Raw genomic sequence first — 24,872 nt, 5'->3', positions numbered from 1 at the left:
TGGCAGAAAAGAGTGTGAGGTGATCCGCTTATGTCTCAAACATTAACTCAAGAGACAGTAAATTTAATAGAAAAGTCCGAGCTGGATTATATGCTGGACAGAATGAAAGCTATTCAAGAAAGACCAGGCAATCCTGAGGGTGTTGAGATAAAATCGTTTGGCAACGGAATAGCGCTTTATAGTGAAACAATGCCTTGGCCAGCTTTTAATACGGTAAAGGGCATAAGCGCTAATGAGATTGAATTACTAGACGAGATTGTTGGATTCTATAAATCTAGAAAGCGAAAGGTTCAATTTGAAATTGTCCCATCGCAGGTGAATCAGGCACTGTTACAAAAACTTGCCCAACGCGGTTATTATCAATCAGGATTCCACACATCGTTATACTATCCAATAGTAGATGATTCTATTATTGAGTTGAGTGATATAAGTATTAGGGAGATTACTGCCGAGGAGTTTCAAATCTATGCAACTATTCATTGCCGGAGTACTGGACTTCCCGATGAAGGCATTCCTCATGTGGCTCAAAATAATCTCATTTTATGCGATAGACCAGGCTGGAAATTTTTCTTAGCTATGAAGAGTGATATTCCGGCGGCCGTAGGTGTCATGTATATGAATGATTCCGTCGCTTCTCTAACTTTTGCTGGAACCTTGCCTGAATATCGGAATCAAGGTCTTCAACAAGCGCTAATACGAAGAAGAATATATGAGGCGACAATAACCAATTGCAGTATCGTAATTGGCCAGGCCGGTTTTTTAACCCAAAGCCATAGAAATATGGAGAATATCGGTATGAAGATCGGGTATGTGAGGACAACTTGGACAGAGCTTTGAACTTATTGATAAGGGAGCTAAATTTGAGAAGGAGTTGTGATGTTCTTGAACAGATGGATCAAATGCCTGATTGGTTCCGTAATTTTCGGAAGCATCTTCTTTGTAAGCTCTTCCGCATATGCAGCCCCTGCTGTTTTCGTAAATGGAGAATATCAGCATAATGCTATAACGATAGAAGGACGAATATGGGTGCCTATAAGAGCATTGACCGACCAGGAATGGCTTGTTTATGCTTATGATCCCAAGACGAGAATCGCTTCGGTTCATGACAAAGATAACACCACAACAGTTGAGCTTCGAGTGGGAGAAAAGACAGCTACGGTTAACGGTAAAAAAGTGCAATTAGAGGCTGAAGTTGTTAATAAGAACGGCCTAACCTATGTGCCGCTTCGCTTTATCGCGGAGACGTTTGGGGCGCATCTTGAATTTAATGGTAAAGATGACCAGGTCATCGTTCGTACCCCTATGGGGCAGGCCCAATATGAAATTTTAATACGTGGAGATCTTACAGAAGCCCGCAAGATTGCGCTCAAACTAACAAGAGTAGATGGAGAAGCACCCCAGCTCCAATTCGGAGAAAGCTATAACCACTTCTATTATACCTTTCCGGAAGGTGAAGCATTGCGCTTTACATTTAGTGCTGCTGGTTATAGCGAACATTATTATGAAATAAATGACGAAGGGCTCGCGATACACAAGTGGCAGATGGATCACGTAGCTAACCGGGAGTGGGGGAAGAAACCAGCTTTTAAAAGCTATGTTTATTTCTTAGACGAATTTATGGCCAGCTTATTTACTTATGGAATGGTGGATGCTCAAGGAAACGATAAGGAGCTTGGGAAGTTTTATTATAGTGAATTAAAGGAAGGAGGGGAGTTGAATAAAAGCGATATCCCTTGACTTTTATGGAACGATTGTACACGAAGATGATGATATTCTCCTGTGTACATACTGTCAAACATTGATACTGCGGATATAGTAGAGGCAATGAAGTATCATGACATCAGTGTCTGTGATGTAATAACGAGTGAAGACATAAGATCGTACAAGCCGCAGGAAGGAGAAAAATATGGATACAGAGCGGTTAAACATTTTTGATGAAAATAGAGTTCATATTGGTGTGGCCACTCGTGGAGAAGTACATCACTGGGGTTATTGGCATGATCCATCCATTGCTGGTTTGTTAACAGGGAGAAGAATGATGATTATACCTTCCTCCAGCTTCGCAGCAAGCATAAAAAGGACTATCCTAACCTTTTTTACCCTCCCGTGTCTCAATCTATGGGACATTATAACCCGGCCTAAGATAGGAGCTATCTAAGTTTGACCCCTTGATACTACAGGGTTTATAGGGGGGATTGCCCACAACTTGCCCACAATGCTAGAGCAAATCCCCTATATAACTATCCAGCTTATCTACGTTCGCGCGTCTGCGGGCTTCTGTTACGTGGAGGTATACTCGCGTGGTTAAATCATCTTTCGTGTGGCCTAGTTGCTTTCGGATGTCATCGAGTGGTACACCGACTTCTGCGCTGAGGCTTGTATAGGTGTGTCGCAAACCGTGTGCCGTAATAAATTTACTTGGAAATTCTGCGGCTACAAGCGCTTTATCTAACATCTCGTTTAATCTAGTCGGCCTCATTGGGTATCCCGGTAACTGCTCGGTAGGGTTCACAAAAATGAATTCTCTACCTTCCTTGTTTTTATGATATTTGGGGCCAACCATTAGCCGAAAAGCCTTTACATCTCTAATTTGTGCTTCGATAACTGCTGCGACCCTATCGCTAATATCGACTAAGCGACGTGAACTTTTCGTTTTGGGCGGGCCAATTTGATAATTGCTTAGCCCCTCTTTGTCATACAGCGTGGCGCTAATCCTGATCTTTAATTTTTTAAAGTTAATTTTTTTAGGCTCCAATACACAGAGCTCCCCAATACGAATGCCTGTGTGCGCCATAATATAAATCGCTCTTACAAACTGCCGCCAGTCGAACGATTCTAATGAGGTGGCCGCTTGTTCGGCCTTTTGCTTAGCTGCGGAAATTACCTTAGCAAGTTGCTCCTTCTCAAGAAAATTTGGTACGTCCGCCTCTTCATCAAAATCCATGTCAAAATCTTCTTGATCCTCTTCCCTTGGGATCGTAGCTCCAATAGAAGGGGATGTTGCGATCTGGCCGCGTTGTACAGCGTGCCGGAACAATGCGTTAAGCAGGCCGTGTAGGCTTTCGATTGATTTTGTGGCAAGCTTACGTTCATCTTGCAACCATAATAAAAAGTCTTGGTATTGATTAGGTGTAATGTCTTTAACCTTGACCCCATTAAAAAAAGTGCATGGGTGAACCAAGCTGTACTTATAAGTGTGTATCGTATTCAAATGGAGTTTTTTAATTCTAGAATGATAAACTAGCATTTGCGGAGCCCAAAGGTTAAATACTGTTTTATCCTCATCAATAAAATTCCCTTGTACTAACTGTGCCTCAATTAAAATCCCAGCTTTATACGCTTCTTCTGGTGTTGGGTAAGAGGGCGTATCCGTCTGTTTCCTATCTTTTTTACCATCCTCGGTAATGATCGGGATGGAATACCGATACGTATACCCTTTGCCGCGCCTTCGCACATTAGGTGGCAGTGCATCTTTCTTCCTTCTTGCCATTTTGACACATCACTCCAAACATATGTTCTATTTTTATGTATAATGAACAGCCCTGCGGCTGGTAAGCGCGAAGGTCAATAGAAAACATGAAATTCTTCAGGGATGCCGCAACGTTTAAGGAAATGGCACTTTGTCTCTTCCTGCTCGGGCTCGGTATCTCCGGTTAGCAGGTGCAGGGCAAAACGATTAGCCTCCCGCTCTATTCTATCCACTGAAAATAAAGTATTCCTTCTTAAAAAGGGCGTGTTTATCCCTTGGTGGAGAAAATGGTGTGCGAGCTCATGCGCAAGGGCAAATATAGCAGCGAACCCCTTCAGGCGGTTATTTACGTGAATAACCGGGATTCGCTTTATACATGTGTAGTATCCCCAAATGTTATCTCCCAAATCTTCGTACAGAACCACTAATTTTAACTCAGATGCAATTCGTGCTGGATTGTTGGTTCCGTGGGCTTTTATAAGTCTCTTAGAGAGTAGGATTTCCATTTGATAACCCCCGGAAGGCTATTTTCTGAATTTCTTAGGCGTGAACTTCTTCTTTGCCATTTCCTTGGACATCCGCAAGGTGTTTTCTAAAGAGATCCGAAGTAGTTCGCGATCTTCGTCATCCATAGGCTCGCCCATGAATGCCAATGACGAATCGCTGTCGAGTTCTTCCATCATGCGCTCCAGGTCTTTGGCTATGTCGCGCTCGTCTTTGTCAGTAAGGGCGAAGTAGGGCTGCGGCGTTCCTTCCTCTTCCGTGCGTCCGAGTAGGTAGTCGGTAGATGTGTGTAATATATCTGCAATTTTTTGAAGATCAGAGCTCGAAGGCGTCACTCTGTCGTTTTCTATATGTCCGAAGTTTGAGCTTCCCATCCCCAACCGGTCAGCGATTTGCTTTTGTGTAAGCTTTGCTTTCTTACGTAATGTTTTGATCCTTAATCCCATTGACATTAAAGACGTCCCCCTAAAAAACTGTATTCAAAATACAAAAAGGTATTGACTGTATTTAAAATACGATTTATACTAGGGTCATATCGGAGGTGATGCAGATGAAACGAGCGGCACTTAAACAGGCCAGGCAAACGCTAGGCCTTACTCAAATCGAAGCCGCCGAGTCTTTAGGAGTGCACGTTGAACATGTACGTAGTCTCGAATATGGCCGTGTAAACCCAAGTCTGAAGCTAATGTTCAAGATATGCCAACTTTACAAAGAATCCCCCGAGATATTATTCCCTGATTTAAATAAATAGTATTATCAATACGACAATTGTATAATACCGTATTTTAATTAGGGTGTCAATTATTTTGGAGGAATTTTTTTGAAATCAAATCGTATTTTAAATACGGTTTGTAAGGGGAGGGTGTAATAAAATGGCTCATTACACGAAATTCGGAGTTGAAGCTCGGAAGATTATGCTTGAGCGCAATATCAAGATGAAAGATGTGGCCCAAGAGATCGGCGTATCGGTTTCTTATGTATCTGATATTTTCAAGGGTGCCCGTTATGGCGAGAAGCAAAAGCCGATGATCGCTAAAATGCTGGGGATGGGGGAGGAAACAAAATGTCTCTTGTAGAGAGCATCAAGCATTTGTGTAAGCAGGCGGGGACTTCTATTCCGAAACTTGAAAAGGAATTAGGTTTCGGACACGGGTCTATGTATAACTGGGATGTAAACTCGCCTTCGATCGACAAGGTTCAGAAAGTGGCTAACTACTTCTATACGACCATGGATAACCTCATATCGGGATCGGCTCAGGGGGTGGAAGAAAGAGAATTAAATTTTAATAACTATGTTAGGTATCAAGCGAAGGGCTTGCTAAATGAAGTTAAAAGCAATGCATTGACTTACGGAGAGGTTATAGAAAATCTTCTAAAGTGCGAAGAATCAGCAAAATGGTCAAACCCAAAAAATCCCTACTTACTGGTGATTGCCGAAGCAAAACAACAACTAAAAAAAGAAATCGATGTAACCACCCTTGGGTGACTACATCGAGATTAATTAAATTATTTCAAGTTTTACAACCGATTGAGTGTTGTAAATAACCTCGGGATTTTCCACATCAAAAAAGAATTTCGAGTTAGCAAGAAGTTCTAGGAAGCTTGGCGCTAAACCATCATGAACATGATTCCATAAGCCATAAATCTCAGATTGAGACGGGTAGATCTTCTTTGGATTTTCTTTATCCGGGAAAAAGTCGATTGCCGTAAAGGTTTGTTCTTCTTGAAATGTTTTGGTTGTGCCATCAGAAAAAGTTACTTTAATTTTGTTCATTAATGCAATTCCTCCCTTTTATGTGAATTGGTAAGTCTAGACAACTTCCATTTTAGCAGAGGGATAAGAAATATTCGACAGAAAGGAAGCGAGGTGACTATTAATGTCTGATCCGATTCAAATGGCCACATCGATTATCAATCAAATCATTACGATGCAGTCGGCAGACAATCAGCGCAAGATTCTAAGCGATCTATTCAGTCGTTTCGGCTGGCCTGACAAAGAAGAGTACAAAATTATGCTTGATCAAGAAGTTGCAGATCGATTTGAAGTCACTGTGCGAACAGTACAAGATTGGCTGTTATCTGGTGAGCTGAAAGGGTTTAAAGAAGCGCGTAAATGGTATTCACGGTCTGACTGGGTACGAGAATTTGAAAATGCCAAGTCAAGAGAGCCGAGGATCAAAGCGATCCGTCCTAGAGCGAGTAACTACCGACTGGGAGGTGACAACCCATGAGTAAGGATTTAGAAAACGAAGTAATCGACATTTGCGCGGATCCCGATTGCAACGCTGAAATCTACTTCGGCCAGCCTGTTTGGAAGAAAGGTCATGATCTGATTTGCTCAACGCCTTGTCTGCTGCGGCAGCTGGGGGCCAAAACGGTGATTGCGGGGAGGGAGGAAACCCATGAAAGCATCTGAATTGATTTTAGAATTACAAATTTTATGGCAGCTTATGGTGATCGTGAAGTGCTATTTGCTGAATATAGCTCCTATGATGGCGCTAATCTCAATGGATACATCATAAATGACATCACGCCTGAAGAGGACAATGGTAAGCCGGTGATTGTTCTATGGGACAAATGATCCAAGCCAATAAGCTGTATACCTTCAGCTACCGCGGGGCAACACCACCGGTCACCTGGATGGTCGATGCGATCAATGAGAAGGAAGATCAAATTTATTTGCACCAAGTCGAAAATGGGAAGACGCTTCAAATGAGCTTGAAACAGTTTTGCCAGCTACACGATCAATACGGCGTTCCTGCCGAGCAGACACAAACAATGTTCTAGGAGGTGCTATTGGTGTTCAAGTTTTCAAAACATGGCATCAGAGATGCAGAACTGTTTTCAAACATATATTCAGATTTTATCGCTTGGTGCAAAACAGAGGTTAAACACGGAACGTTTAGCACCTACATGGATGGCGAACCTGTCTGTTTCAGTGCTGGAACAGAGCTGCCATATAGTACATTTCGAAAATATACGTCGCCTTGAAAGGAGCCTGAGTCGTGAATCGAATACAGGCCGTGTACGCTATCGGTGATCTTTTAGATACGCAATGTGCGGGATGTACCAAACGAGCTGAACTTAGTAGAAAGTATGGCAGCGTCTTTTCCAAAATCGATAGGTACTGCAATAACGAGTGCCCCATCGGGAAGCAGCTCCAATCATTCGGAGATCAGCTGGGAAGGAGAAAAAAGCACGATGCCAGATGAATTGCTAGATCGGTTGGGAACTTATTTTATTCATTATTCAGTATTAGAGCGCTACGGTATTACTTTCGGTGTTTTCTTAGATAAATACTTGGCGGGAACTTGGACGCCTTATCTGGCTTGAAAGGAGGTGAGGAGATTGAAACGTAAGCAACGATTGAGAGTTTGCTGTAACTTGCTGCAGCTTGCTAATACTGCAGAATCAGAGCAGCTGCGTAGATGTTTTGGGGTTCAATATCTTAATACAATTTCGCGCTTGAATGAAAAACAGCTTACAACGGCTCCTACCCCGTAATAAGCTGCATAACAATACCATTCTAAGGCCAGTTTACCACTGGTCGGGAGGATAAAGCAATATGGAAACTACCGGAATTATTCATTGTATGGCCAGCTGCGAAATTTGCGGTCTATCTATGGACAAGCAGTTTCTGCAGCCCTGGAACAGTAAGGACGTATGCCGGCCTTGTATTGTTCTGCTGGAGGAAGAGGCCGAACATATTGAATCGCTAGAAAGGCGATATTTCGATAAAAGAAGGGCAGGGGAGTAAGGTGAAGACTGTCAAAGTGACGTATTTTAAGCAATCTGGCAAGTACTACACTAGTGAGACTATAAATATTCCTGCAGATCTGGACGGCTATGAAGCTCTTTTTAAAGAAATCCCAAAGCACCATCGAATTAAAGGGATGTTTATGTTGGTAGAAAATAGCGAGCCAGATGGCGAAGAAAATGAGCCATACATTGTACCTCATTTATTCCATCCCATTAAATCGGAGGTTGAAGCATGATTAAAATCAATAAGCTTGAAATCGAGAACGTCAAGCGGGTCAAGGCAGTAAAAATAGAGCCTACAGCGTCGGGCTTGACCATTGTAGGCGGTAATAACCGTCAAGGTAAGACAAGCGTGCTAGATGCTATTGCGTGGGCATTGGGCGGTAATAAATATCGCCCTTCCCAGGCAGAGCGTGAGGGATCAGCAGTTACGCCGTTCTTGCGGCTGACTCTATCTAACGGCCTGGTGGTCGAGCGGAAAGGGAAGAACAGCGATCTTAAGGTCATCGATCCTAGCGGGCAAAAGGCAGGACAGCAGCTTCTTGATAGCTTCGTCGAGGAGTTGGCGATCAATCTTCCTAAGTTTATGAATGCCTCTAGCAAGGAGAAGGCGAACATCCTTCTGCAGATCGTCGGCGTTGGTCAGCAACTCCATGAACTGGAAGTCAAGGAGCAGGAGGTTTACAACCGTCGGCATGCTATCGGCCAAATCGCGGATCAGAAAGACAAGTTTGCCAAGGAACAGCCTTACTATCCTGATGCGCCAAAGGAGCCTATCTCCGCATCGGAGCTGATCCGGCAGCAGCAGGAGATTCTGGCACGGAACGGCGAGAACGCGCGTAAACGCCAGCAGCTATTGCAAATTCAGACTGCATATGCGAATCAGGGGCAAGAAGTCGAACGTTTAACGGCCATGCTTAACGAAGCTCAGGCTAAATATGCTCAACTTGCAGCTGATCTGGAGATCGCACAGAAAGACGCCATTGATCTACACGATGAATCAACGGCCGAGTTGGAAGCCAATATCCGGCAGATCGAAGAGATTAACCGGAAGGTACGGGCGAATCTGGACAAAGATAAGGCCGAAACGGACGCCAGTGACCATCGAGTACAGTATGACCAATTGACTGCTGAAATCAATGGGATTCGCCAGCAAAAGACGGATCTCCTGACGAATGCGAACTTGCCACTACCTGGCCTGTCTGTTGACGATGGCGAACTGATCTACAACGGCCAGAAGTGGGATAACATGAGCGGCGCTGATCAGCTTAAAGTTTCCACGGCCATTGTACGCAAGCTTAAGCCGGATTGCGGCTTTATCCTGCTGGACAAGCTTGAGCAGATGGATATAGATAGCCTCCGGGAGTTTGGAACGTGGCTGGAGCAGGAGGGCCTGCAGGCGATTGCAACCCGAGTCAGCACGGGCGAAGAATGCTCTATTATCATCGAGGACGGTTATGTTGCAGGACAGGAGGACATTCAATTGCAACAGCCACCAGGAGAAATTAATCCAGGGGAAGGCTGGAACGCTCCTTCATCGGTGCCGTCGTGGAAAGCAGGTGAATTTTAATGTTTGAAGTCACCAGCGGAATTGTTGAAACTGCCCAAAAAGTTGTACTTTATGGCCCTGAGGGTATCGGTAAATCTTCACTCGCTGCACAATTTCCTAACCCGGTGTTCATCGATACAGAGGGATCGACCAAGCAGCTGGATGTTCAGCGGCTGCCAAAGCCGTCCAGTTGGGAAATGCTCAAGCAACAGGTAGCGTGGGTAAAGCAGCAAGGCAAATCTCGTTTCGGTTCACTCGTTATTGATACAGTCGATTGGGCAGAGATGCTTTGCGTTGATAGCGTGTGTGCCACTCATAACAAAAACGGTGTTGAAGATTTCGGATACGGCAAGGGATACATCTATGTTGCGGAGGAAATTGGACGATTTCTCAATTTACTCAGCGATATAGTCGAGGCAGGGATTCACGTTATATTGACTGCTCATTCTCAAATCGTTAAATTCGAGCAGCCTGACGAAATGGGAGCCTATGACCGTTATCAGCTCAAGCTGGGAGCAAAAACTGGAAGCCGAACTGCTCCCCTGGTCAAAGAGTGGGCTGACATTGTTCTCTTCATTAATTACAAAACTTTCTCGGTGGCTGTTGACGATAAGGGCAAAAAGAATAAAGCGCAGGGTGGAGCTCGCACCATGTACACCACACATCACCCCGCGTGGGATGCGAAAAATCGCCACGGCCTGCCGGATGAATTGCCACTGGATTATAGCCGAATTGCCCATATCTTTAGCCAACAAAATTCAGTAGCGGATCCGCAACAACCGCCAGCTACACAAACACCGCCTGCACCTTCAGCGGATACGGCACAGCAGACAACACAACAACCGCCTGCAGCAACACCGCAAAATCAACAAGCGGCACAGTCAACAAGCTCACCGCAACAACCGGAACTAAATCCAAACATTCCTCGGCCACTACGGGATTTGATGGTACAGCATCAAGTGCAAGAATATGAAATCCAGATTGTCGTAAGCAAAAAAGGCTACTATCCGGTAGATACGCCAATTACAAACTACGATCCGGGATTTGTCGATGGTGTGCTTGTAGGGGCATGGCCGCAAGTATTTGAAATGATTCAGGCAGCAAGAAAACGAATTCCATTTTCATAACATAACAACGGGAGGAATCATTCATGAGTAATCAAGAACGAGAATTAGGCTGGGACGACGAAATTCAAAAGGACGGAGGGGAGTTTGTCGTCCTCCCTGCCGGTGACTACGATTTCACAGTCACCAAGTTTGAACGCGGGAGATTCGCCGGAAGCGAGAAAATGCCGGCATGTAATCAAGCGAAGCTAGAAATCACTGTACACTCGCCCGAACATGGTGATGTGGTGGTTTTCCATAACCTTTTTCTTCATACAAAAACAGAAGGACTCCTGTCTAACTTCTTCGCCGGAATCGGACAGAAGAAGAAGGGCGAGCCGTTGCGGATGAATTGGAACACGGTTATTGGTGCCCGTGGTCGTCTGAAGTTGGAGATCAACACGTTCAGAGGCAGGGATGGTGCAGAACGAACCAACAACCAAGTCAAATCTTTTTATTCCTACGAAGAACTAAATAGTGGTCAGCAGCAACAACAACAACAGCCACAGCCGCCGCAATATAACCAGGCTCCTCAATATCATCAATACAATCAACAACAACAGCAGCCCCCATTCCCAGGGGCGCAGCAACAGGGCGGCGGATTTACTCCGGGACAGTTTTAGGAGATAACTATGGAACTCAGACCATATCAACAGGAGTCACGCGAAAGCATTCAGTCGGAGTGGGAAAAGGGCGTACAGCGTACATTGCTTGTCCTTCCGACTGGCTGCGGCAAGACGATTGTGTTCTCTAAGGTCATCGAAGACCGGGTAAGGCTGGGCGAGCGAGTGCTCGTCCTGGCTCACCGGGGAGAATTATTAGACCAGGCCGCCCAAAAACTGGCGAAGTCAACGGGATTGGGATGTGCGACGGAGAAGGCAGAACAGACATCCATCGGCAGTTGGTATCGGGTAGTTGTGGGCAGCGTACAGACCATGATGCGTGACAAACGTCTTAAGCAGTTTAAGCCTAACCACTTTGATACCATTATCATCGACGAGGCCCATCATTGTATATCAGATAGTTACCAACGTGTGCTCCAGCACTTCGCAGATGCGAATGTCTTGGGAGTCACTGCAACACCAGATAGGGGCGACATGAGGAACTTAGGTAGCTACTTCGAATCCTTAGCCTATGAATACACGCTTCCGAAGGCGATCAAGGAGGGCTATCTTAGCCCGATCAAGGCGCTAACGATTCCTCTAAAGCTTGACTTGTCCACTGTCGGTCAGCAGGCTGGAGACTTTAAAACTAGCGACTTGGGTACAGCGCTTGATCCATATTTAGAATCAATAGCCGCTGAGATGTGGAAGGTTGCCAAGGATAGGAAGATTGTTGTTTTCCTTCCACTTGTTAAGACTAGTCAAAAATTTACTTCTATATTAAATGCGGTTGGCTTCCGGGCGGCAGAGGTCAATGGCGAGTCGCAGGATCGCAAAGAAATATTAGACGATTTTGATGCAGGCAAGTACAACGTCCTTTGTAATTCAATGCTGCTAACTGAGGGTTGGGATTGTCCCAGCGTGGATTGCGTTGTAGTCTTACGGCCAACGAAAGTTCGCAGCTTATATAGCCAGATGGTCGGGCGCGGTACCCGGCTATACCCTGGAAAAACTGAATTATTGCTTCTCGATTTCCTTTGGCACACTGAGCGGCACGAGCTCTGTCATCCGGCGCACTTGATTGCCGAGAATGAGGAAATTGCCCAGGCCATGACCAAGCAGATCGAAGAAGCAGGCGTACCACTGGACTTGGAAGCCGTTGAGAAGCAGGCTGCTGAAGATGTCATAGCTCAGCGAGAGGAAGCGTTAGCCAAGCAGCTTGCAGAGATGAAACGTCGTAAGCGTGCTTTGGTGGATCCGCTGCAATTTGAAATGAGTATTCAGGCAGAAGACCTTTCCAGCTATGTTCCTTCATTTGGTTGGGAAATGGCGCCGCCGAGCGACAAACAGATTAAGACGCTTGAAAAGCTTGGCATCATGCCGGACGAGATTGACAATGCGGGCAAGGCGACGAAGCTACTGGAACGCCTGGACAAGCGGCGATCCGAAGGACTCACTACGCCGAAGCAGATCCGATTCTTGGAGCAACGAGGCTTCCAGCATGTCGGAACCTGGTCGTTTGATACAGCTAAGCGCCTGATTGACCGGATCGCGGGCAACGGCTGGCGTGTGCCGGAGGGCATTAATCCGAGAGAGTATCGTGGGGAGTAACTACTAATGAGACACCTTAGCTTATTCAGCGGCATCCTGGGCATTGATCTTGCCGGATCCTGGGCAGGAATGGAGTCGGTCGCCTTTTGTGAGCGAGAGCCATTCCCGCGCAAGGTAATAACCAAACACTTCCCAGGCCGCCCCATATACGACGATGTTTGTACTTTGACGAGGGAGGTATTGGAGCGTGATGGAATCATTGGAACCGATAGAGCAATTGACATTATTTCCGCTGGATTCCCCTGCCAACCATTCAGTCACGCCGGGAAACGCGGAGGAGCAGATGACGAGCGTTATCTCTGGCCAGAGGTTGTCAGAGTCGTTGCAGATATCCGGCCCCGTTGGTTCCTTGGCGAAAATGTTGCTGGGCTCCTCAGTATGGCAGAGCCAGACGGGGATATTGAAGTGGAAAGCCGAACAATTGCCCGTACGGAGGAAGAAGACTTTTACGAGGCGATATTTACACAACAGGAAACTATGCTTCTCGGACGTATCTGTCAAGACCTTAAAGACATCGATTACGAGGTCATCGTTTTTTCTATTCCGGCTGCGGCCGTCGGTGCCTCGCATCCCAGAGACCGCATCATCATTTTGGGCTACACCGAACACGATGGATCATATGGGACAAAGATCGGAAGAGGCGTTGATCCGGCAGGCTACGACAACGAGAAAGGGAAGGACGAAGCCAGCCAACCTAAGGGAGCAAGTAGATCCGGAAGTTTTGAGAATGTGGGCTACTCCAAATGCAGCAGATGCAATAGGGAACCATGGCGGGGGGCAGAGCAAGAGTCTTCGGACGGATATTTACAATATGGATCAGAGGTTATGGGCAACGCCTCAAGCGCGGGATTTCCGCAGCGGGGACAACCCGGAATCCTTTCGACAGGAACGGAAAAAGGGGCAAGGTTGGAGTCAGAACCTAAACGATCAGGTAAAGATGTGGCCGACGCCTCGAGCGAACGATTCGGAGAAACGAGGGGATATCAATGCAAAAGACCCCAGGAACGGACTGCCGGGAGCGGTGCGAATGTGGCCGACGCCGAAAGGGAGTATCAGGGGGGACTGTCCTTCAGAGAGAGAACGCAGGACACCGGATTTACATGCTTTGGTAAAAATGTGGCCCACACCTGCAGCCCAAGACAGCAAGAATGCAACCCTTCCGCGGTCACAGATCGATCGAGATTCGATTCCTGGCGCAATAATGAAGAGCGGGAGTTCGGGACAACTCAATCCAGAGTGGGTGGAATGCTTGATGAACTTTCCGCCTGGTTGGACGGACGTGGAATAAATCCGCTGGACTCTCTTTCCGAATTTGTTGCGAACTATCCGCAGCCAGCACTTATGGGGCAACCACAGTATGAGTGGGAGCCGCCACGGATAGCCAATGGAATAAAAAATCGGATTGCCCGGCTGAAAGCTCTTGGGAATGCGGTAGATCCACTCCAGTTTTTCCCCGTTATGGCGGCGATTAAAGTGATTGACAGTTTTTTGAGTAAGTGTGAAGGGAAGTGCGGGGGATAATGGAACATAAACTAGACCTCATTGCTTTACTAGAATACATCGATCCTTCATTCCTCAGTTACCAGGAAGGAGGTCAGCATCATGGCAAATAATGTTCTCAATCAATTAGCTGGACAACGATTCGGAAAGTTGACTGTTATCAGAAGAGCTGAGAAAAATTCAAAAAGCGGAAATGCAATGTGGATTTGCGAGTGTGATTGCGGAAATAGGTCAACTGTAATTGGAAGTCATTTGCGTTCAGGGAAGACTTCCAGTTGCGGATGTAATCGTATTAGCCAACGGTCTATGGGTCATTCAAAAGACCGATTGTACCGTACCTGGTTGGGCATGCATAACCGCTGTTACAATCCAGATCATGATCGATATGAATGGTATGGAGGCAAAGGGATTTCTATTTGTGATGAATGGCACGTCTTCATGACATTTAGAAATTGGGCCTTAGCGAACGGTTATACGGATGAACTGACGATTGACCGCATCGATGTTGACGGTAACTACAGCCCCGGAAACTGCCAATGGGTAGATATGAAGACACAGGCTAATAACCGGAGTAATAATCGCATTCTTCGATACCGCGGCAAGCGATACACGGCTACAGAGTTAGCTGAAGCACATGGCTTGGCCCCTCACACGGTGTTCAATCGCTTAAAACTCGGATGGACTGTCGATAAAATCGTTAATACTCCAGAAAGGTGTGAGGGTTGAATGGAACACAAAGTCGATCTTATATCTTTGCTTCAATATATAGACCCTACATCACTTGATTACACGACCTGGATTTCGGTCGGCATGGCCCTCAAGTATGAGGGCTACACGGCCAGCGATTGGGACGACTGGAGTAAGCGAGACGGCGGTCGCTATCATCCCGGGGAATGCTTCAAAAAGTGGACGAGCTTCGAGGGAACGGCCAATCCGGTTACCGGGGCTACGATTACCCAAATGGCAAAGGATAACGGATGGGTGCCGCGGTCGTCTGCAGATCGGGAGGACAGGGAGCTCAGCTGGGATGACGAGATTTCCGGCGGCGATTATGTGGTAGTCGATAGGAATTGGATCGAAGGCAAGGAAATCCACGAGCCCGCCGACTGGAACCCGGTGCAGCAGCTCACCACGTATCTTGAAAGTTTATTCGAAGCTTCTGAGAACGTTGGCTATGTCGTAGATACATGGAAAAACGATGAAGGCAAGTATTTGCCCACAAAGGGAGCCTGGGATCGTACGGCCGGCGAATTGATTCAGCGGCTGAACCAGTGTGAGGGTGACATTGGATCGGTACTGGGCGATTACAAGCCAGAAGCAGGGGCCTGGATTCGCTTCAACCCGCTTGACGGTAAGGGCGTTAAGAATGAGAACGTGACCGAATTCCGGTATGCGCTGGTCGAATCCGACACGATGGACATTGAGAAGCAGAACGCGATTATGCGGGAGCTGGAGCTGCCGATCGCTGTCATGGTGTACAGCGGCGGCAAGAGTCTCCACGCTATTGTTAGAGTCGAAGCGGCCAATTACGACGAATATCGAAAACGGGTTGATTACCTATACAACGTCTGTAAGAGGAACGGGCTAAACATCGACAATCAGAATCGGAACCCGTCGAGGCTATCCCGCATGCCCGGCGTTGAGCGGAACGGGAAGAAGCAATTCATCGTGGACACCAACATCGGTAAAGCAAACTGGGCTGAATGGCATGAATGGATTGAGGGTGTTAACGATGACCTGCCAGATCCAGAGAGCCTGACCGATTTCTGGAACAACATGCCGGATCTGGCGCCGCCTCTTATTCACGGTGTGTTGCGGCAGGGCCATAAAATGCTCATGGCCGGGCCATCGAAAGCCGGTAAGTCATTCGCACTAATCGAACTGTGCATAGCTATTGGCGAAGGCGACAAATGGCTAGGCTGGCAATGTACTAAAGGCAGGGTGTTGTACGTTAACTTGGAGTTAGACAGAGCCAGTTGTTTGCATCGCTTTAGGGATGTTTATCAGGCGCTAGGGCTACAACCTCATAACATCGGCAATATCGACATTTGGAACCTTCGCGGCAAATCCGTGCCGATGGACAAGCTGGCGCCGAAGCTGATCCGGCGGGCGGCCAAGAAAGGCTATATCGCCGTAATCATTGACCCGATTTATAAAGTTTTAACTGGCGATGAAAACTCGGCTGATCAAATGGCACACTTCACGAATCAGTTCGATAAGGTTGCAACGGAGCTGGGCGCAAGTGTTATTTACTGCCACCATCATTCAAAAGGTTCGCAAGGCGGTAAGAAGTCCATGGACAGAGCCAGCGGCAGCGGCGTATTCGCCCGGGATCCGGACGCGCTAATCGACTTAGTGGAATTGGAAGTGACGGAGGCGCTGCTTAAACAAGAGGAGAACAAGGCGATCTGCGCCATGTACAAGCGGCTGTTTGAGCAGCATAACCCGGCCTACCTGCAGGAGCATGTTTCACAGGATGACGAGCTTAGCGCTAAGGCAATGGAAGACCACGCTAAACGGGCAATGCCGCATGTCATGGAAAACATCATGCCGACTATAGAGCAAGTCCTAAAGGCAGTGAAAGGACGCTCAGCGTGGCGCGTGGAGGGTACGCTTCGGGAGTATGCCAAGTTTGATCCGGTGAATATGTGGTTTCAGTATCCGATTCATCGAGTTGATGATGTCGGCAGCCTGAAGGACATCGAGCCAGAAGGAGAAGCTCCTCCATGGCAGAAAGCGACGAATAAGAGGAAGGACAAAGCAAAGAAGGAGCGCCGGAGCAAGGCCGAGGAGTTTGAGGACGTAGTTAATAATTGTAATTTTGGCGAACCTCCTACTTTAAACGATGTCATGGCATGGTATGAATCGACTGGCAAAGCGGTTGCTGAACGAACTGTGAGAGATTGGGTGAAGAAATACGGCTATAAAATCGATCGTTCAATCGGCTTCCGCATAGTCAAAAACGAAGATGAAGTAGATGAATAATTGCGGCGGCAATCATAATTTTATGGTGATTGCAAAATGATGCAGTAATCATTAATTTATGGTCGCCGCAAGTTACAAGTATCATGGTCGCCGCAACCCCGCAATAAACTGCGGAATGTGGTTCCTATTAATATATATATATATTGCGTATATATCGCGCGCCCGTAGTAGTATGTTTAAGACTTAAATCATGATTATGTAAGTCTATAAGACTGGGGAGGGAATGTACGTAATGGGGGAGGGAGTGGTTCGCTTCCGCTCCCTCCTCCCCTGTAACATTCCTTCCCCCTTAAAGTCTTCCGCGTGAGAGGAGAAAAAAAGATGACGAAAAAATACGATAACAAATATTGGGAGACGGAAACTCCTGAAACAGTAGAATTCGGAAACGGAAATTTTATGCGGTGTTATGACATTGCCGGTAAGCTGCAGTTCGGTATCAAATTCAAGAACAAGGCCGGCGAGGAAGTGTTCCAAGTGAAGTTCGTTCTGGATCGGGGTGCCTTGTTTTCCGATGACGAAGCAGCAAGCTATTTACGGGGAACCATCGATGACTGGGAAGAACTGATGGAGAAACAACGTGATGACGACTGAATTGGAGGATGAAGACAGTGAAAAGGATTATTCTTGCGTTTCGGCGTTGGTTTACTAGATCGAAAGATGAACCGAACTTATGTCCACATGGTCATGAAGATTGGAATGACTGCCCGGTTTGCGGACACTAGGAGGACGGAGGATGACTACTGAATTTTTTATGCCGATGAAAAAGGTGCCGACCGTCACAGCTCAGCAGAAGCAGGTTTCAATCATAAATGACAAGCCCGTCTTTTATGAACCGGACGAGTTAAAGTCAACCCGAGCGAAGCTGATGGCTCACCTAGGCAAACATGTTCCAAGGGCGAAATATAGCGGTCCAGTGCGCTTGATTGTGAAATGGTGTTTCCCGATCACTGGCAATAGGCAAGACGGCCAGTATAAACATACCAAGCCTGATACGGACAATCTGCAGAAACTGCTTAAGGACTGTATGACAGATTGTGGTTTTTGGAAAGACGACGCATTAGTCGTTTCGGAGATCGTTGAAAAGTTTTGGGCTGCACTACCAGGCATCTATATCAAAATCGAAGAGGTATAGCCTATGGACTATGGAGCGTTCTTCGCAGATGTGCAGACGTGGATCGGCCAGGCAAATCAGGCTGCGGCACAATATGGGATGCAAAGCGAACAGTTCTGGACATGGGTGGCTGACTCTTCCTCTGCTATTTGTGATAAATATCAGGGGAACCGGCTAGCCATTAAGCAAATGATGATGCTGGTTGAATGGCTGGAGGAAGTCTACGAAAGGCAGAATAGCAGGGAATGACCTGTCCAGAGTGTTGCAGTGAGCTGGACGAAATCAAACCGGATTTATATCAATGCGATTGTTGCGGGTTTCTGGCCGAGCAAATGTCCTGGGACATGGATCAGGAAGGGACTGACTTGGCCTTGAAACCGAACGTATGATCTGATTTGAGGGGAGGGAAGTCTTTTGAATGTCGGATATAACCCCCATCTTGGTTACGAGGACGATGTGCTTCGCGACTATGAGAAAATGGTGCGATCTGTAGCAAATAAATTTTATGGCAGCCTTAATTCCGGCTTTGATTATGAGGATCTAGTGTCCGTAGGAACAATTGGACTCATTGAAGCATTCCGGAATTATGATCCTGATCGCTTTGACGGAAAAGTCACTTCATTTGCGACCTATGCCTTTCCCATGATCCAGTGGAGCATTCAACGATATTTGAGAGATAAAAGACATCTGGTTCGAATACCCCGTTCCATTCAAGATAAATTGGCGATGATCCGTAAACAAGGTTGGGAGCAGGAAACGGCTGAGAGCATAGCGGAATTGAGCGGATGGAGTATAGCGATATCCCGGATGGCAAAGCAGGTGCTAGAAGGATGGTCAGTAGCTTCTCTGGATCAGACGGTAACACACGACAACGGCGAAGATGGAGGTACGCTACTGGACTTGCTGCCGAGTGCGGAGGATTTTACAAGTGTTTATGTCCAGGAGTTTATTTCATGCCTCACATCGACGGAGCAAACCATCATTCAATTGCGGATGGTGGGAGCTTCACAAAGCAATATAGCTAAAGAAATTGGAGTAACACAAGTTCAAGTCAGCCGAATTTTAGCGAGGATCGGAGATCAATATTTTAAATTCCAATCAGGTGAGTTGAAGAAGGGAGCAGTTCGAATGAGTAAAGTTCGTGAGAAAACAGATAAAGCCGTATTTAAAAATAACGTTGAATGGTTTATCGATGAAGGTGTACCCACTAATCCAACAATCGGGCTAAATGCTCACGGTATTCATTTTAATCGCCGGGCAGTGCATGAAATAGGCTGTAAAGCTGGTCAGTGTTTACAGGTCGGTTATGATGCCACTGGGAACAGGCTTTTGATTAGAGTGGATAATAACGGCCTCCAACTCCGAAAATTGAGCGGGGATGTGAACGGGGCTCTCCGTCTGGTCAACAAGCGTTTAGCTGCCTGGTTAAAACAAAAGAAGGTGCCCCTTAAGCGCTATACCCTTCACTATGATCAAGGCGCTGGAATTTACTATATTCTCTTTGATCGCCATGCAGCTTGATAAAGAAAAATATGATGTCGATCCGTATTTCCAGGACATCCCTTGGGATTTGATATACGACGAAAACGGCGAGCTAATCGGGGAGGTTTATATATTCCTCTCTGATCCTCCGCCGAATAAACGAATGGGGTAGGTGGATCAAATGAATCCTGAAAAAGTAGACAGAAAGCAATTGAATAAGTTGTTCCTAGCTGGCAAGCCGCTTAAAGAAATTGCGCTCGAGCTAGGTAGTACTCCCGGATCCATTCGGACGATGATCTATCATGAGCGGTTGCGAAATCCAATAGATTGGCCACAACGGGTCAGTTATTCGGGCAAGCCGGAAATTCCCCCGTTGATGATGCATAGCTACGAATGCGCGGAGTGCGCAGTAATGTTCAATGTGGAGGACGATGACGAAGTAGATCATTCCGTTACCGTTTGTCCGATCTGCCAGAGCGAAGATGTGGAGGACAGGGGTTATGGCAAGTTTATATTTACTTCTGTAGCGATGATGCGTGATGCATAGACGAGAGGAGGTTGAGTTGAATGACTAAATACCGCCGACCTTACTGGATGCGTTATAAGATCTGCAAGGTTTGCCGGAAGAGATATACGGTGAATTGGTTTCCTAGACATAAATGCATTAAGGCAGGTGAGAGGACATGAGTGGACTAGTTAACATTTATTATGACTTATGCAGAGAAGTTGAAATACTAGAATTGAGACTGCAGGATCTTGAAGGGGACATAAAGTATTCAAACCAGCAGGTTTTTAAGGGGGTTTTACCGTCGAGCCCTCTACCGGTACACATCCCATTTGACAAGGCTTTGATGTCCTACGACGAGACAAATTCGAAAATTGACAAAACTTTCGAGCGGCTCGGCCAAAAGATTGATGCACGGAAACAGGTACAGAATATACTTCGACAGCTGTCAGGTGTTGAGGCAAAAGTGGCTTATATGCGAGACGTTGAAGAAAAGGATTTGAAAAGTATTGCAGAAGAATTAGGCTATAGTCATGTGTGGATTAAAAAGTTAAGCCAGCGAATTAATAAAAAGCTTCAGGATGAATAGTATACTTTTTGTATACCCATGACCTTGAAAAATCCTGATATAGTAATAGCATAGCAAATTGTATAGACGGGATTTCTACTAGGTCGGAGATCTCGTTTGTACGAAGTAGGCGCAGCTGGCAATGGTTTCAGACTGTTCGGCGGCTGCGTCTTACATCACCGGTATAGCTCAACGGTAGAGCGGGCAGGGCCCTATAAAACAGTAGCAGAGATTCAGGTTCGAATCCTGATGCCGGTGCCATAACCGGATGTAGTGTGGCCAGGTAGCACACTTGCCTTGGGAGCAAGTAGTCGCAGGTTCAAATCCTGCCGTTCGGATTTATTCATGTTAACATCTCCCCTTGATTAGCCGGTGCCTTCGGGTGCCGGTAATTTATATCTTCGGAGGTGGATGAAATCGATAAGAAGCAGCTTTGCGAAGAGTTGAGGCTTTATCAAGCATATAAGTTCGCTAATAACCCAGTGGCGAGATTGATAGATCAAGCGATTGAAACCGTCCTGACCGATGAAGAGGAACAGGTGATCAAACTTGCTTTTATGAGTAAAAAACACTGGTATGAGTGGGAAATAGCTGCTGAACTGGGTGTGAGTGACAGAACCGCAAGAAGGATGAGAGCAAACGCCTTGAGCAAGTTGGTCTTAGCCTTATCTGGCGACATTTTTTATTAAATCTGAGAGGATGATAAATAAAATGAATTTTGGCCAAGCGATTGAAAGCTTAAAGGCCGGTGAAAGAGTTGCGCGCAGTGGTTGGAACGGCAAGGGGATCTTTATCGAATTGCAGCGTCCTGATGAGCACAGCAAGATGACGAGTCCTTATATTTTTATTGACACTACCGGGCTCCAAACAGATAATCTGAAAGCACCTAAAAGTCGTGTTCCTTGGCTTGCATCTCAAACTGATATGCTTGCAGAGGACTGGGAGGTTGTCAAATGAATCCGCAAATCGAGAATAACTTTAGCTATCACGCACCGAAGCCAGGGCAACCTGAAATTTATACGGCGATCCGTGAGAAGGCGAAGGAACTGGCCTACTTGATCGACGAGAAGGCACCGAATAGCCGCGAGAAGTCATTAGCTATGACGAAGCTGGAGGAAGCCGTTATGTGGGCTAATGCGGCAGTAGCGAGGAACTGAGCACCTTAACGGGTGCTTTTTTATTTTGCAGCCATGGCGGAATAGGTAGACGCAAGAGGGTGTATGTGACGGTTCTGGTAGGATGTGATCCGCCTAAGACCCAGAAGAACACATATGTGAAGGTTCGAATCCTTCTGGCTGCATTTACAATTCACGAAAGGAGCTGAGGACGCGTGAAGGTTGTTAGAGCAAGAGATTTTCAAGGTTGGAACTTGTCCGTCAGTATGCTTTTCGGGAAAAGCCCTAAAATCGATATTAAATGCGGGAAATGCGGGCACTGGTTTTCTCGACGGTTCGATCTTGAAGAGTTTCCGAATCCAGTGACAAGGTGCCCACGATGCAAAACATACAACGAGATCCCGCTTAAATATTCCTGAAAGGAGCTGAGTGCGATGGCATTGACGGCCAAGCAGAAATTATTCGTTAAAGAGTACCTGGTCGATCTCAATGCCAAGCAAGCGGCGATCAGGGCAAAATACAGTGCTAAGACAGCAGAACAGCAGGCAAGCCGTCTGTTAAGTAATGTTAAGGTTCAGAAGGCCATTGAAGAGGCAATGAACAAACGAGCTGAAAAGGTAGAGATCAAAGCGGAGCAGGTGCTTCAGCGCTGGATCGATATCGCCTTTGCGGATCCGAACGAGATCATCCATTTCCGGCGAGTTTGCTGCCGTTATTGCTTCGGCATCGGGCATCAATACCAATGGATCGATGAGGTGGAGTACGAGGCTGCGGGTGAGATTGCGAGGATCGAGGCGGAACAGGGTAATGAGCCAGTCAAATTGCCGTCAGATGCTGGCGGCTATGGATTTGATCCGTTGATTCGGCCGCATCCGAAGTGCCCAAATTGCCACGGGGAAGGCCATGGGCAGCTGCACATTAACGATACTCGGGATCTGAGTCCAAAGGCAAAGGCGCTGTATGCCGGGGCCAAGGCAACCGCTGCGGGGCTGGAGATCAAAATGCATGACCAGGACAAAGCACTGGATAACATCGCTCGTCACTTAGGCATGTTCAAGGATGAATCCAAGATCGATCTCACTATCCGCAATAAACTTGAGGACTTTTTCAAATGAGGACATGTCAGGAGATCATTACCCGTCGTCGCGAGTTGTGGGAGACACATCATGATATAGAGCGCGATAGTCAATTCATTCAGGCGGCAGCCGAACATTTCATCGAGCCGGAGAATGCGGCGATCCGAGAGGAAATAAACAGATATCCGGAATACTTGATTGAAATGTTCTTTGTCATTGTTGACAAGGATATGAATACAGTTCCCTTCTTCCTCAATGAAGTACAACGGAGCTTCCTGAACGATATTAATAAAGCAAAGGAAGAATATCAAAAAGGGGAACGGCTGCATTTAAAATTCCTAGTGTTGAAAGGGAGGCAGCAGGGCTTTACCTCGTTTATCACTGCATATCAGTTAGCTAATGCGCTCATAAACAAAAACTTTTCAGGGTTCACCCTAGCCGACAGCGGAGATAATACGAATACTATATTCGAGGATAAAGCGAAGTACATTTACAACCAACTTCCCGAAGTGCTGCAACCGTCTATAAAGTATAACAACCGACGAGAGTTTCATTTCGACGTCCTGAATAGCCGCTGGCGCGTAAATACAGCCGGTAATAAAGATGTCGGACGGTCTAAGACGATTAACTTCTTTCACGGCTCAGAAGCTGCGTTTTGGTCTGAGATGCAGTCGATTATTGCAGGGCTTGGGCAAGCACTTACCAAAGACAGTATTCAGATCCTGGAGACCACCGCAGACGGTTTTAATGAATACAAGGATCTCTGGGACGGGGAAAACAACTGGGAGAATAAATTTTACGTCTGGTGGAGAACAGCAGAATATAGACTTCCCTTTACAGTCAAGGGAAAGGAAGAGTTTATTCAAGCAGTAAATAACTTCGGGTCGCAACCATCGAGCGAATTGAGGAAGATTTTTGAGAAAATCAAGCGCTTAAGGAAGGAAGAAGGCCTAGACTGGGAGCAGCTTAACTGGTACTACAACAAGTGGAAAGACTTGAAAGATGAACTTGACCAGGAGTACCCGTGCTACCCAGAAGAGGCTTTCCTAGCCACGGGGAAACCTATATTCGACAAGGAAAAAGTCATCGCTCGAATCGAGGAGTTGCGGAAAAGATATAAGACAAACGAGCCGCTTAGAGGGGATTTCATTTGGGATGTACATGGGGAACAGATTTGGGATAACTCAATTCGGTTCGTACCTGACGAGTCCGGATTCATAACGCTATATAAGCAACCTTCAAAGGGAAGGCCGTATGTGATCGGGGGCGACATCGCCGAAGGAGGGGCAGACTTCTCGTCTGGCCAAGTCTTAGATAATATAACCGGCGATCAGGTCGCTGTTTGGCACGGACATATAGATACTGATTTATTTGCCAAGTACATGTACTGCTTAGGCAAATATTACAATGACGCTCTGATAGCGATTGAGATGAACTTTGATCTCCATCCTGTAAAAGAGCTGACGCGGCTGAATTACTATAAGCAGTATCGGCGTGAGAACGTTGATAGTAATCACGGAGATAAGCAGGATGACAAGTTCGGATTCCGAACAACAAGCATTACTCGACCAGTAATCATATCTAACCTCGTTACGGTTGTCCGAGAGAGCATAGAGACTATAAACGATATACTCACACTACAGGAAATGCTTACATTTGTCCGTAATGATAAGGGTAAGCCTGAGGCGATTACAGGGAAGCACGATGACACGATCATGGCACTAGCGATAGCCCATAAAGCGAGAGACCAACAAAGTATGAGCCTTGCAACTGAGGAAGCCTGGTCTGCAATTCCTGAGGCGTTGCCTGGTCGCCGGTCAGACTTTGATGATGACGATGACGACGACATGCCCAAGGTTCAGGGGTTCTGGTAATGCATACGGTATGCAAGACATGTGTTCAAAACACAAGCTTTTGTGAATATGTCCGAACG

Annotated in this window: 35 protein-coding genes and 3 tRNA genes; 34 read left to right on the top strand and 4 right to left on the bottom strand. The window is 46.5% G+C overall.

The features are described from left to right. The first annotated feature begins 30 nt into the window (after positions 1 to 30). Positions 31 to 837, top strand: a complete 807-nt coding sequence (locus tag CZ379_RS20365) for a GNAT family N-acetyltransferase (RefSeq protein WP_110933296.1) — start codon at positions 31 to 33, stop codon at positions 835 to 837. 39 nt (positions 838 to 876) lie between these two features. Beyond that, the gene (locus tag CZ379_RS20360) at positions 877 to 1,737 is read left to right on the top strand and encodes a copper amine oxidase N-terminal domain-containing protein (RefSeq protein ID WP_407668688.1); all 861 of its coding nucleotides are present in this window, start codon (positions 877 to 879) and stop codon (positions 1,735 to 1,737) included. A 481-nt stretch (positions 1,738 to 2,218) separates the two neighbouring features. On the opposite strand, the gene CZ379_RS20350 is transcribed toward CZ379_RS20360, so the two are convergent. From CZ379_RS20350 to CZ379_RS20340, 3 genes are all read right to left on the bottom strand, one after another. Beyond that, the gene (locus tag CZ379_RS20350; protein ID WP_110933295.1) at positions 2,219 to 3,490 is read right to left on the bottom strand and encodes a tyrosine-type recombinase/integrase; all 1,272 of its coding nucleotides are present in this window, start codon (positions 3,488 to 3,490) and stop codon (positions 2,219 to 2,221) included. 74 nt (positions 3,491 to 3,564) lie between these two features. Continuing rightward, the gene (locus tag CZ379_RS20345) at positions 3,565 to 3,975 is read right to left on the bottom strand and encodes an ImmA/IrrE family metallo-endopeptidase (protein ID WP_110933294.1); all 411 of its coding nucleotides are present in this window, start codon (positions 3,973 to 3,975) and stop codon (positions 3,565 to 3,567) included. A gap of 18 nt (positions 3,976 to 3,993) precedes the next feature. Continuing rightward, positions 3,994 to 4,425 carry a helix-turn-helix domain-containing protein gene (locus tag CZ379_RS20340; protein WP_110933293.1) on the bottom strand — a complete coding sequence of 144 codons (432 nt, stop codon included), beginning with the start codon at positions 4,423 to 4,425 and terminating at the stop codon, positions 3,994 to 3,996. 98 nt (positions 4,426 to 4,523) lie between these two features. On the opposite strand from CZ379_RS20340, the gene CZ379_RS20335 reads away from it, so the two are divergent. The 3 genes from CZ379_RS20335 (at position 4,524) to CZ379_RS20325 (ending at position 5,459) form a co-directional block, all read left to right on the top strand. Then, a complete protein-coding gene (locus CZ379_RS20335; RefSeq protein WP_199925707.1) occupies positions 4,524 to 4,724 on the top strand; it encodes a helix-turn-helix transcriptional regulator in 201 nt (66 codons plus the stop codon). Positions 4,725 to 4,845: 121 nt separating this feature from the next. Beyond that, positions 4,846 to 5,049 carry a helix-turn-helix domain-containing protein gene (locus CZ379_RS20330; RefSeq protein ID WP_110933291.1) on the top strand — a complete coding sequence of 68 codons (204 nt, stop codon included), beginning with the start codon at positions 4,846 to 4,848 and terminating at the stop codon, positions 5,047 to 5,049. After that, positions 5,037 to 5,459, top strand: coding sequence for a helix-turn-helix domain-containing protein (locus CZ379_RS20325; RefSeq protein WP_110933290.1), 423 nt, complete (start codon positions 5,037 to 5,039; stop codon positions 5,457 to 5,459). Before CZ379_RS20330 ends, CZ379_RS20325 begins: the two co-directional genes overlap by 13 nt. A 15-nt stretch (positions 5,460 to 5,474) precedes the next feature. On the opposite strand, the gene CZ379_RS20320 is transcribed toward CZ379_RS20325, so the two are convergent. Continuing rightward, on the bottom strand, positions 5,475 to 5,747 hold the full coding sequence (locus CZ379_RS20320) for a hypothetical protein (protein ID WP_110933289.1): 273 nt from the start codon (positions 5,745 to 5,747) through the stop codon (positions 5,475 to 5,477). A 103-nt stretch (positions 5,748 to 5,850) separates the two neighbouring features. Between CZ379_RS20320 and CZ379_RS20315 the strand changes: the two genes are divergently transcribed. The 29 genes from CZ379_RS20315 to CZ379_RS20185 all read left to right on the top strand — a co-directional run bounded on the left by CZ379_RS20315 (position 5,851) and on the right by CZ379_RS20185 (position 24,813). Next, positions 5,851 to 6,204 (top strand): helix-turn-helix domain-containing protein, encoded by a 354-nt coding sequence (locus CZ379_RS20315; protein ID WP_110933288.1) that lies wholly within the window; start codon positions 5,851 to 5,853, stop codon positions 6,202 to 6,204. After that, on the top strand, positions 6,201 to 6,389 hold the full coding sequence (locus CZ379_RS20310; RefSeq protein WP_110933287.1) for a hypothetical protein: 189 nt from the start codon (positions 6,201 to 6,203) through the stop codon (positions 6,387 to 6,389). Before CZ379_RS20315 ends, CZ379_RS20310 begins: the two co-directional genes overlap by 4 nt. Before the next feature lie 152 nt (positions 6,390 to 6,541). Then, positions 6,542 to 6,760, top strand: coding sequence for a hypothetical protein (locus CZ379_RS20305; RefSeq protein ID WP_110933286.1), 219 nt, complete (start codon positions 6,542 to 6,544; stop codon positions 6,758 to 6,760). A gap of 218 nt (positions 6,761 to 6,978) precedes the next feature. After that, positions 6,979 to 7,185 (top strand): zinc-finger domain-containing protein, encoded by a 207-nt coding sequence (locus tag CZ379_RS27215; protein ID WP_110933284.1) that lies wholly within the window; start codon positions 6,979 to 6,981, stop codon positions 7,183 to 7,185. Further along, positions 7,175 to 7,306 (top strand): hypothetical protein, encoded by a 132-nt coding sequence (locus CZ379_RS27010; protein ID WP_267890502.1) that lies wholly within the window; start codon positions 7,175 to 7,177, stop codon positions 7,304 to 7,306. The genes CZ379_RS27215 and CZ379_RS27010 overlap by 11 nt, the downstream gene beginning before the upstream one ends. Positions 7,307 to 7,321: 15 nt before the next feature. Then, entirely contained in the window at positions 7,322 to 7,477 is a 156-nt protein-coding gene (locus CZ379_RS26340; protein ID WP_199925705.1) for a hypothetical protein, read from the top strand. 61 nt (positions 7,478 to 7,538) lie between these two features. Then, the gene (locus CZ379_RS20290) at positions 7,539 to 7,730 is read left to right on the top strand and encodes a hypothetical protein (protein WP_110933283.1); all 192 of its coding nucleotides are present in this window, start codon (positions 7,539 to 7,541) and stop codon (positions 7,728 to 7,730) included. Between the two features lies 1 nt (position 7,731). After that, a complete protein-coding gene (locus tag CZ379_RS20285; protein ID WP_110933282.1) occupies positions 7,732 to 7,968 on the top strand; it encodes a hypothetical protein in 237 nt (78 codons plus the stop codon). Continuing rightward, positions 7,965 to 9,302, top strand: a complete 1,338-nt coding sequence (locus tag CZ379_RS20280) for an AAA family ATPase (protein WP_110933281.1) — start codon at positions 7,965 to 7,967, stop codon at positions 9,300 to 9,302. The genes CZ379_RS20285 and CZ379_RS20280 overlap by 4 nt, the downstream gene beginning before the upstream one ends. Next, the gene (locus tag CZ379_RS20275) at positions 9,302 to 10,408 is read left to right on the top strand and encodes an ATP-binding protein (protein ID WP_199925704.1); all 1,107 of its coding nucleotides are present in this window, start codon (positions 9,302 to 9,304) and stop codon (positions 10,406 to 10,408) included. Before CZ379_RS20280 ends, CZ379_RS20275 begins: the two co-directional genes overlap by 1 nt. A gap of 23 nt (positions 10,409 to 10,431) precedes the next feature. Continuing rightward, entirely contained in the window at positions 10,432 to 11,007 is a 576-nt protein-coding gene (locus CZ379_RS20270) for a hypothetical protein (protein WP_110933279.1), read from the top strand. A 9-nt stretch (positions 11,008 to 11,016) separates the two neighbouring features. Beyond that, on the top strand, positions 11,017 to 12,597 hold the full coding sequence (locus tag CZ379_RS20265) for a DEAD/DEAH box helicase (RefSeq protein ID WP_110933278.1): 1,581 nt from the start codon (positions 11,017 to 11,019) through the stop codon (positions 12,595 to 12,597). 6 nt (positions 12,598 to 12,603) lie between these two features. Continuing rightward, positions 12,604 to 14,118: a DNA cytosine methyltransferase gene (locus CZ379_RS20260; RefSeq protein ID WP_110933277.1), complete on the top strand. Its 1,515-nt coding sequence runs from the start codon at positions 12,604 to 12,606 to the stop codon at positions 14,116 to 14,118. 81 nt (positions 14,119 to 14,199) lie between these two features. Further along, a complete protein-coding gene (locus CZ379_RS20255) occupies positions 14,200 to 14,823 on the top strand; it encodes a hypothetical protein (RefSeq protein WP_110933276.1) in 624 nt (207 codons plus the stop codon). Next, the gene (locus tag CZ379_RS20250) at positions 14,824 to 17,082 is read left to right on the top strand and encodes an AAA family ATPase (protein WP_110933275.1); all 2,259 of its coding nucleotides are present in this window, start codon (positions 14,824 to 14,826) and stop codon (positions 17,080 to 17,082) included. It abuts the gene before it with no gap. Between the two features lie 321 nt (positions 17,083 to 17,403). Continuing rightward, positions 17,404 to 17,673 carry a hypothetical protein gene (locus CZ379_RS20245; protein WP_110933274.1) on the top strand — a complete coding sequence of 90 codons (270 nt, stop codon included), beginning with the start codon at positions 17,404 to 17,406 and terminating at the stop codon, positions 17,671 to 17,673. Between the two features lie 142 nt (positions 17,674 to 17,815). Continuing rightward, entirely contained in the window at positions 17,816 to 18,214 is a 399-nt protein-coding gene (locus CZ379_RS20240; protein ID WP_110933273.1) for a RusA family crossover junction endodeoxyribonuclease, read from the top strand. A gap of 3 nt (positions 18,215 to 18,217) precedes the next feature. Beyond that, positions 18,218 to 18,442, top strand: coding sequence for a hypothetical protein (locus CZ379_RS20235; RefSeq protein WP_110933272.1), 225 nt, complete (start codon positions 18,218 to 18,220; stop codon positions 18,440 to 18,442). A 165-nt stretch (positions 18,443 to 18,607) separates the two neighbouring features. After that, a complete protein-coding gene (locus CZ379_RS20230; protein ID WP_110933271.1) occupies positions 18,608 to 19,714 on the top strand; it encodes a sigma-70 family RNA polymerase sigma factor in 1,107 nt (368 codons plus the stop codon). Between the two features lie 142 nt (positions 19,715 to 19,856). Further along, entirely contained in the window at positions 19,857 to 20,222 is a 366-nt protein-coding gene (locus tag CZ379_RS20225) for a hypothetical protein (RefSeq protein ID WP_110933270.1), read from the top strand. Positions 20,223 to 20,358: 136 nt separating this feature from the next. Then, positions 20,359 to 20,769 (top strand): sigma-70 RNA polymerase sigma factor region 4 domain-containing protein, encoded by a 411-nt coding sequence (locus tag CZ379_RS20220; protein WP_110933269.1) that lies wholly within the window; start codon positions 20,359 to 20,361, stop codon positions 20,767 to 20,769. A gap of 157 nt (positions 20,770 to 20,926) precedes the next feature. Continuing rightward, a tRNA-Phe gene (locus CZ379_RS20215) sits at positions 20,927 to 21,009 on the top strand. A 3-nt stretch (positions 21,010 to 21,012) separates the two neighbouring features. Then, positions 21,013 to 21,086, top strand: a tRNA-Pro gene (locus tag CZ379_RS20210). A gap of 153 nt (positions 21,087 to 21,239) precedes the next feature. Continuing rightward, positions 21,240 to 21,437 (top strand): sigma factor-like helix-turn-helix DNA-binding protein, encoded by a 198-nt coding sequence (locus tag CZ379_RS20205; RefSeq protein ID WP_234404963.1) that lies wholly within the window; start codon positions 21,240 to 21,242, stop codon positions 21,435 to 21,437. A gap of 22 nt (positions 21,438 to 21,459) precedes the next feature. Continuing rightward, positions 21,460 to 21,705: a DUF2829 domain-containing protein gene (locus tag CZ379_RS20200; protein ID WP_110933267.1), complete on the top strand. Its 246-nt coding sequence runs from the start codon at positions 21,460 to 21,462 to the stop codon at positions 21,703 to 21,705. Next, positions 21,702 to 21,905, top strand: coding sequence for an Acb2/Tad1 domain-containing protein (locus CZ379_RS20195; protein ID WP_110933266.1), 204 nt, complete (start codon positions 21,702 to 21,704; stop codon positions 21,903 to 21,905). Before CZ379_RS20200 ends, CZ379_RS20195 begins: the two co-directional genes overlap by 4 nt. Before the next feature lie 27 nt (positions 21,906 to 21,932). Beyond that, positions 21,933 to 22,048, top strand: a tRNA-OTHER gene (locus tag CZ379_RS26330). A 249-nt stretch (positions 22,049 to 22,297) separates the two neighbouring features. After that, on the top strand, positions 22,298 to 22,978 hold the full coding sequence (locus CZ379_RS20190) for a terminase small subunit (RefSeq protein WP_110933265.1): 681 nt from the start codon (positions 22,298 to 22,300) through the stop codon (positions 22,976 to 22,978). Continuing rightward, entirely contained in the window at positions 22,975 to 24,813 is a 1,839-nt protein-coding gene (locus CZ379_RS20185; protein WP_110933264.1) for a terminase large subunit, read from the top strand. Before CZ379_RS20190 ends, CZ379_RS20185 begins: the two co-directional genes overlap by 4 nt. Positions 24,814 to 24,872 lie beyond the last annotated feature (59 nt).

It is taken from the genome of Paenibacillus bouchesdurhonensis (assembly GCF_900155685.1).
Taxonomy (GTDB): domain Bacteria; phylum Bacillota; class Bacilli; order Paenibacillales; family Paenibacillaceae; genus Fontibacillus; species Fontibacillus bouchesdurhonensis.
This window is presented reverse-complemented; position numbering and strand designations above follow the sequence as displayed.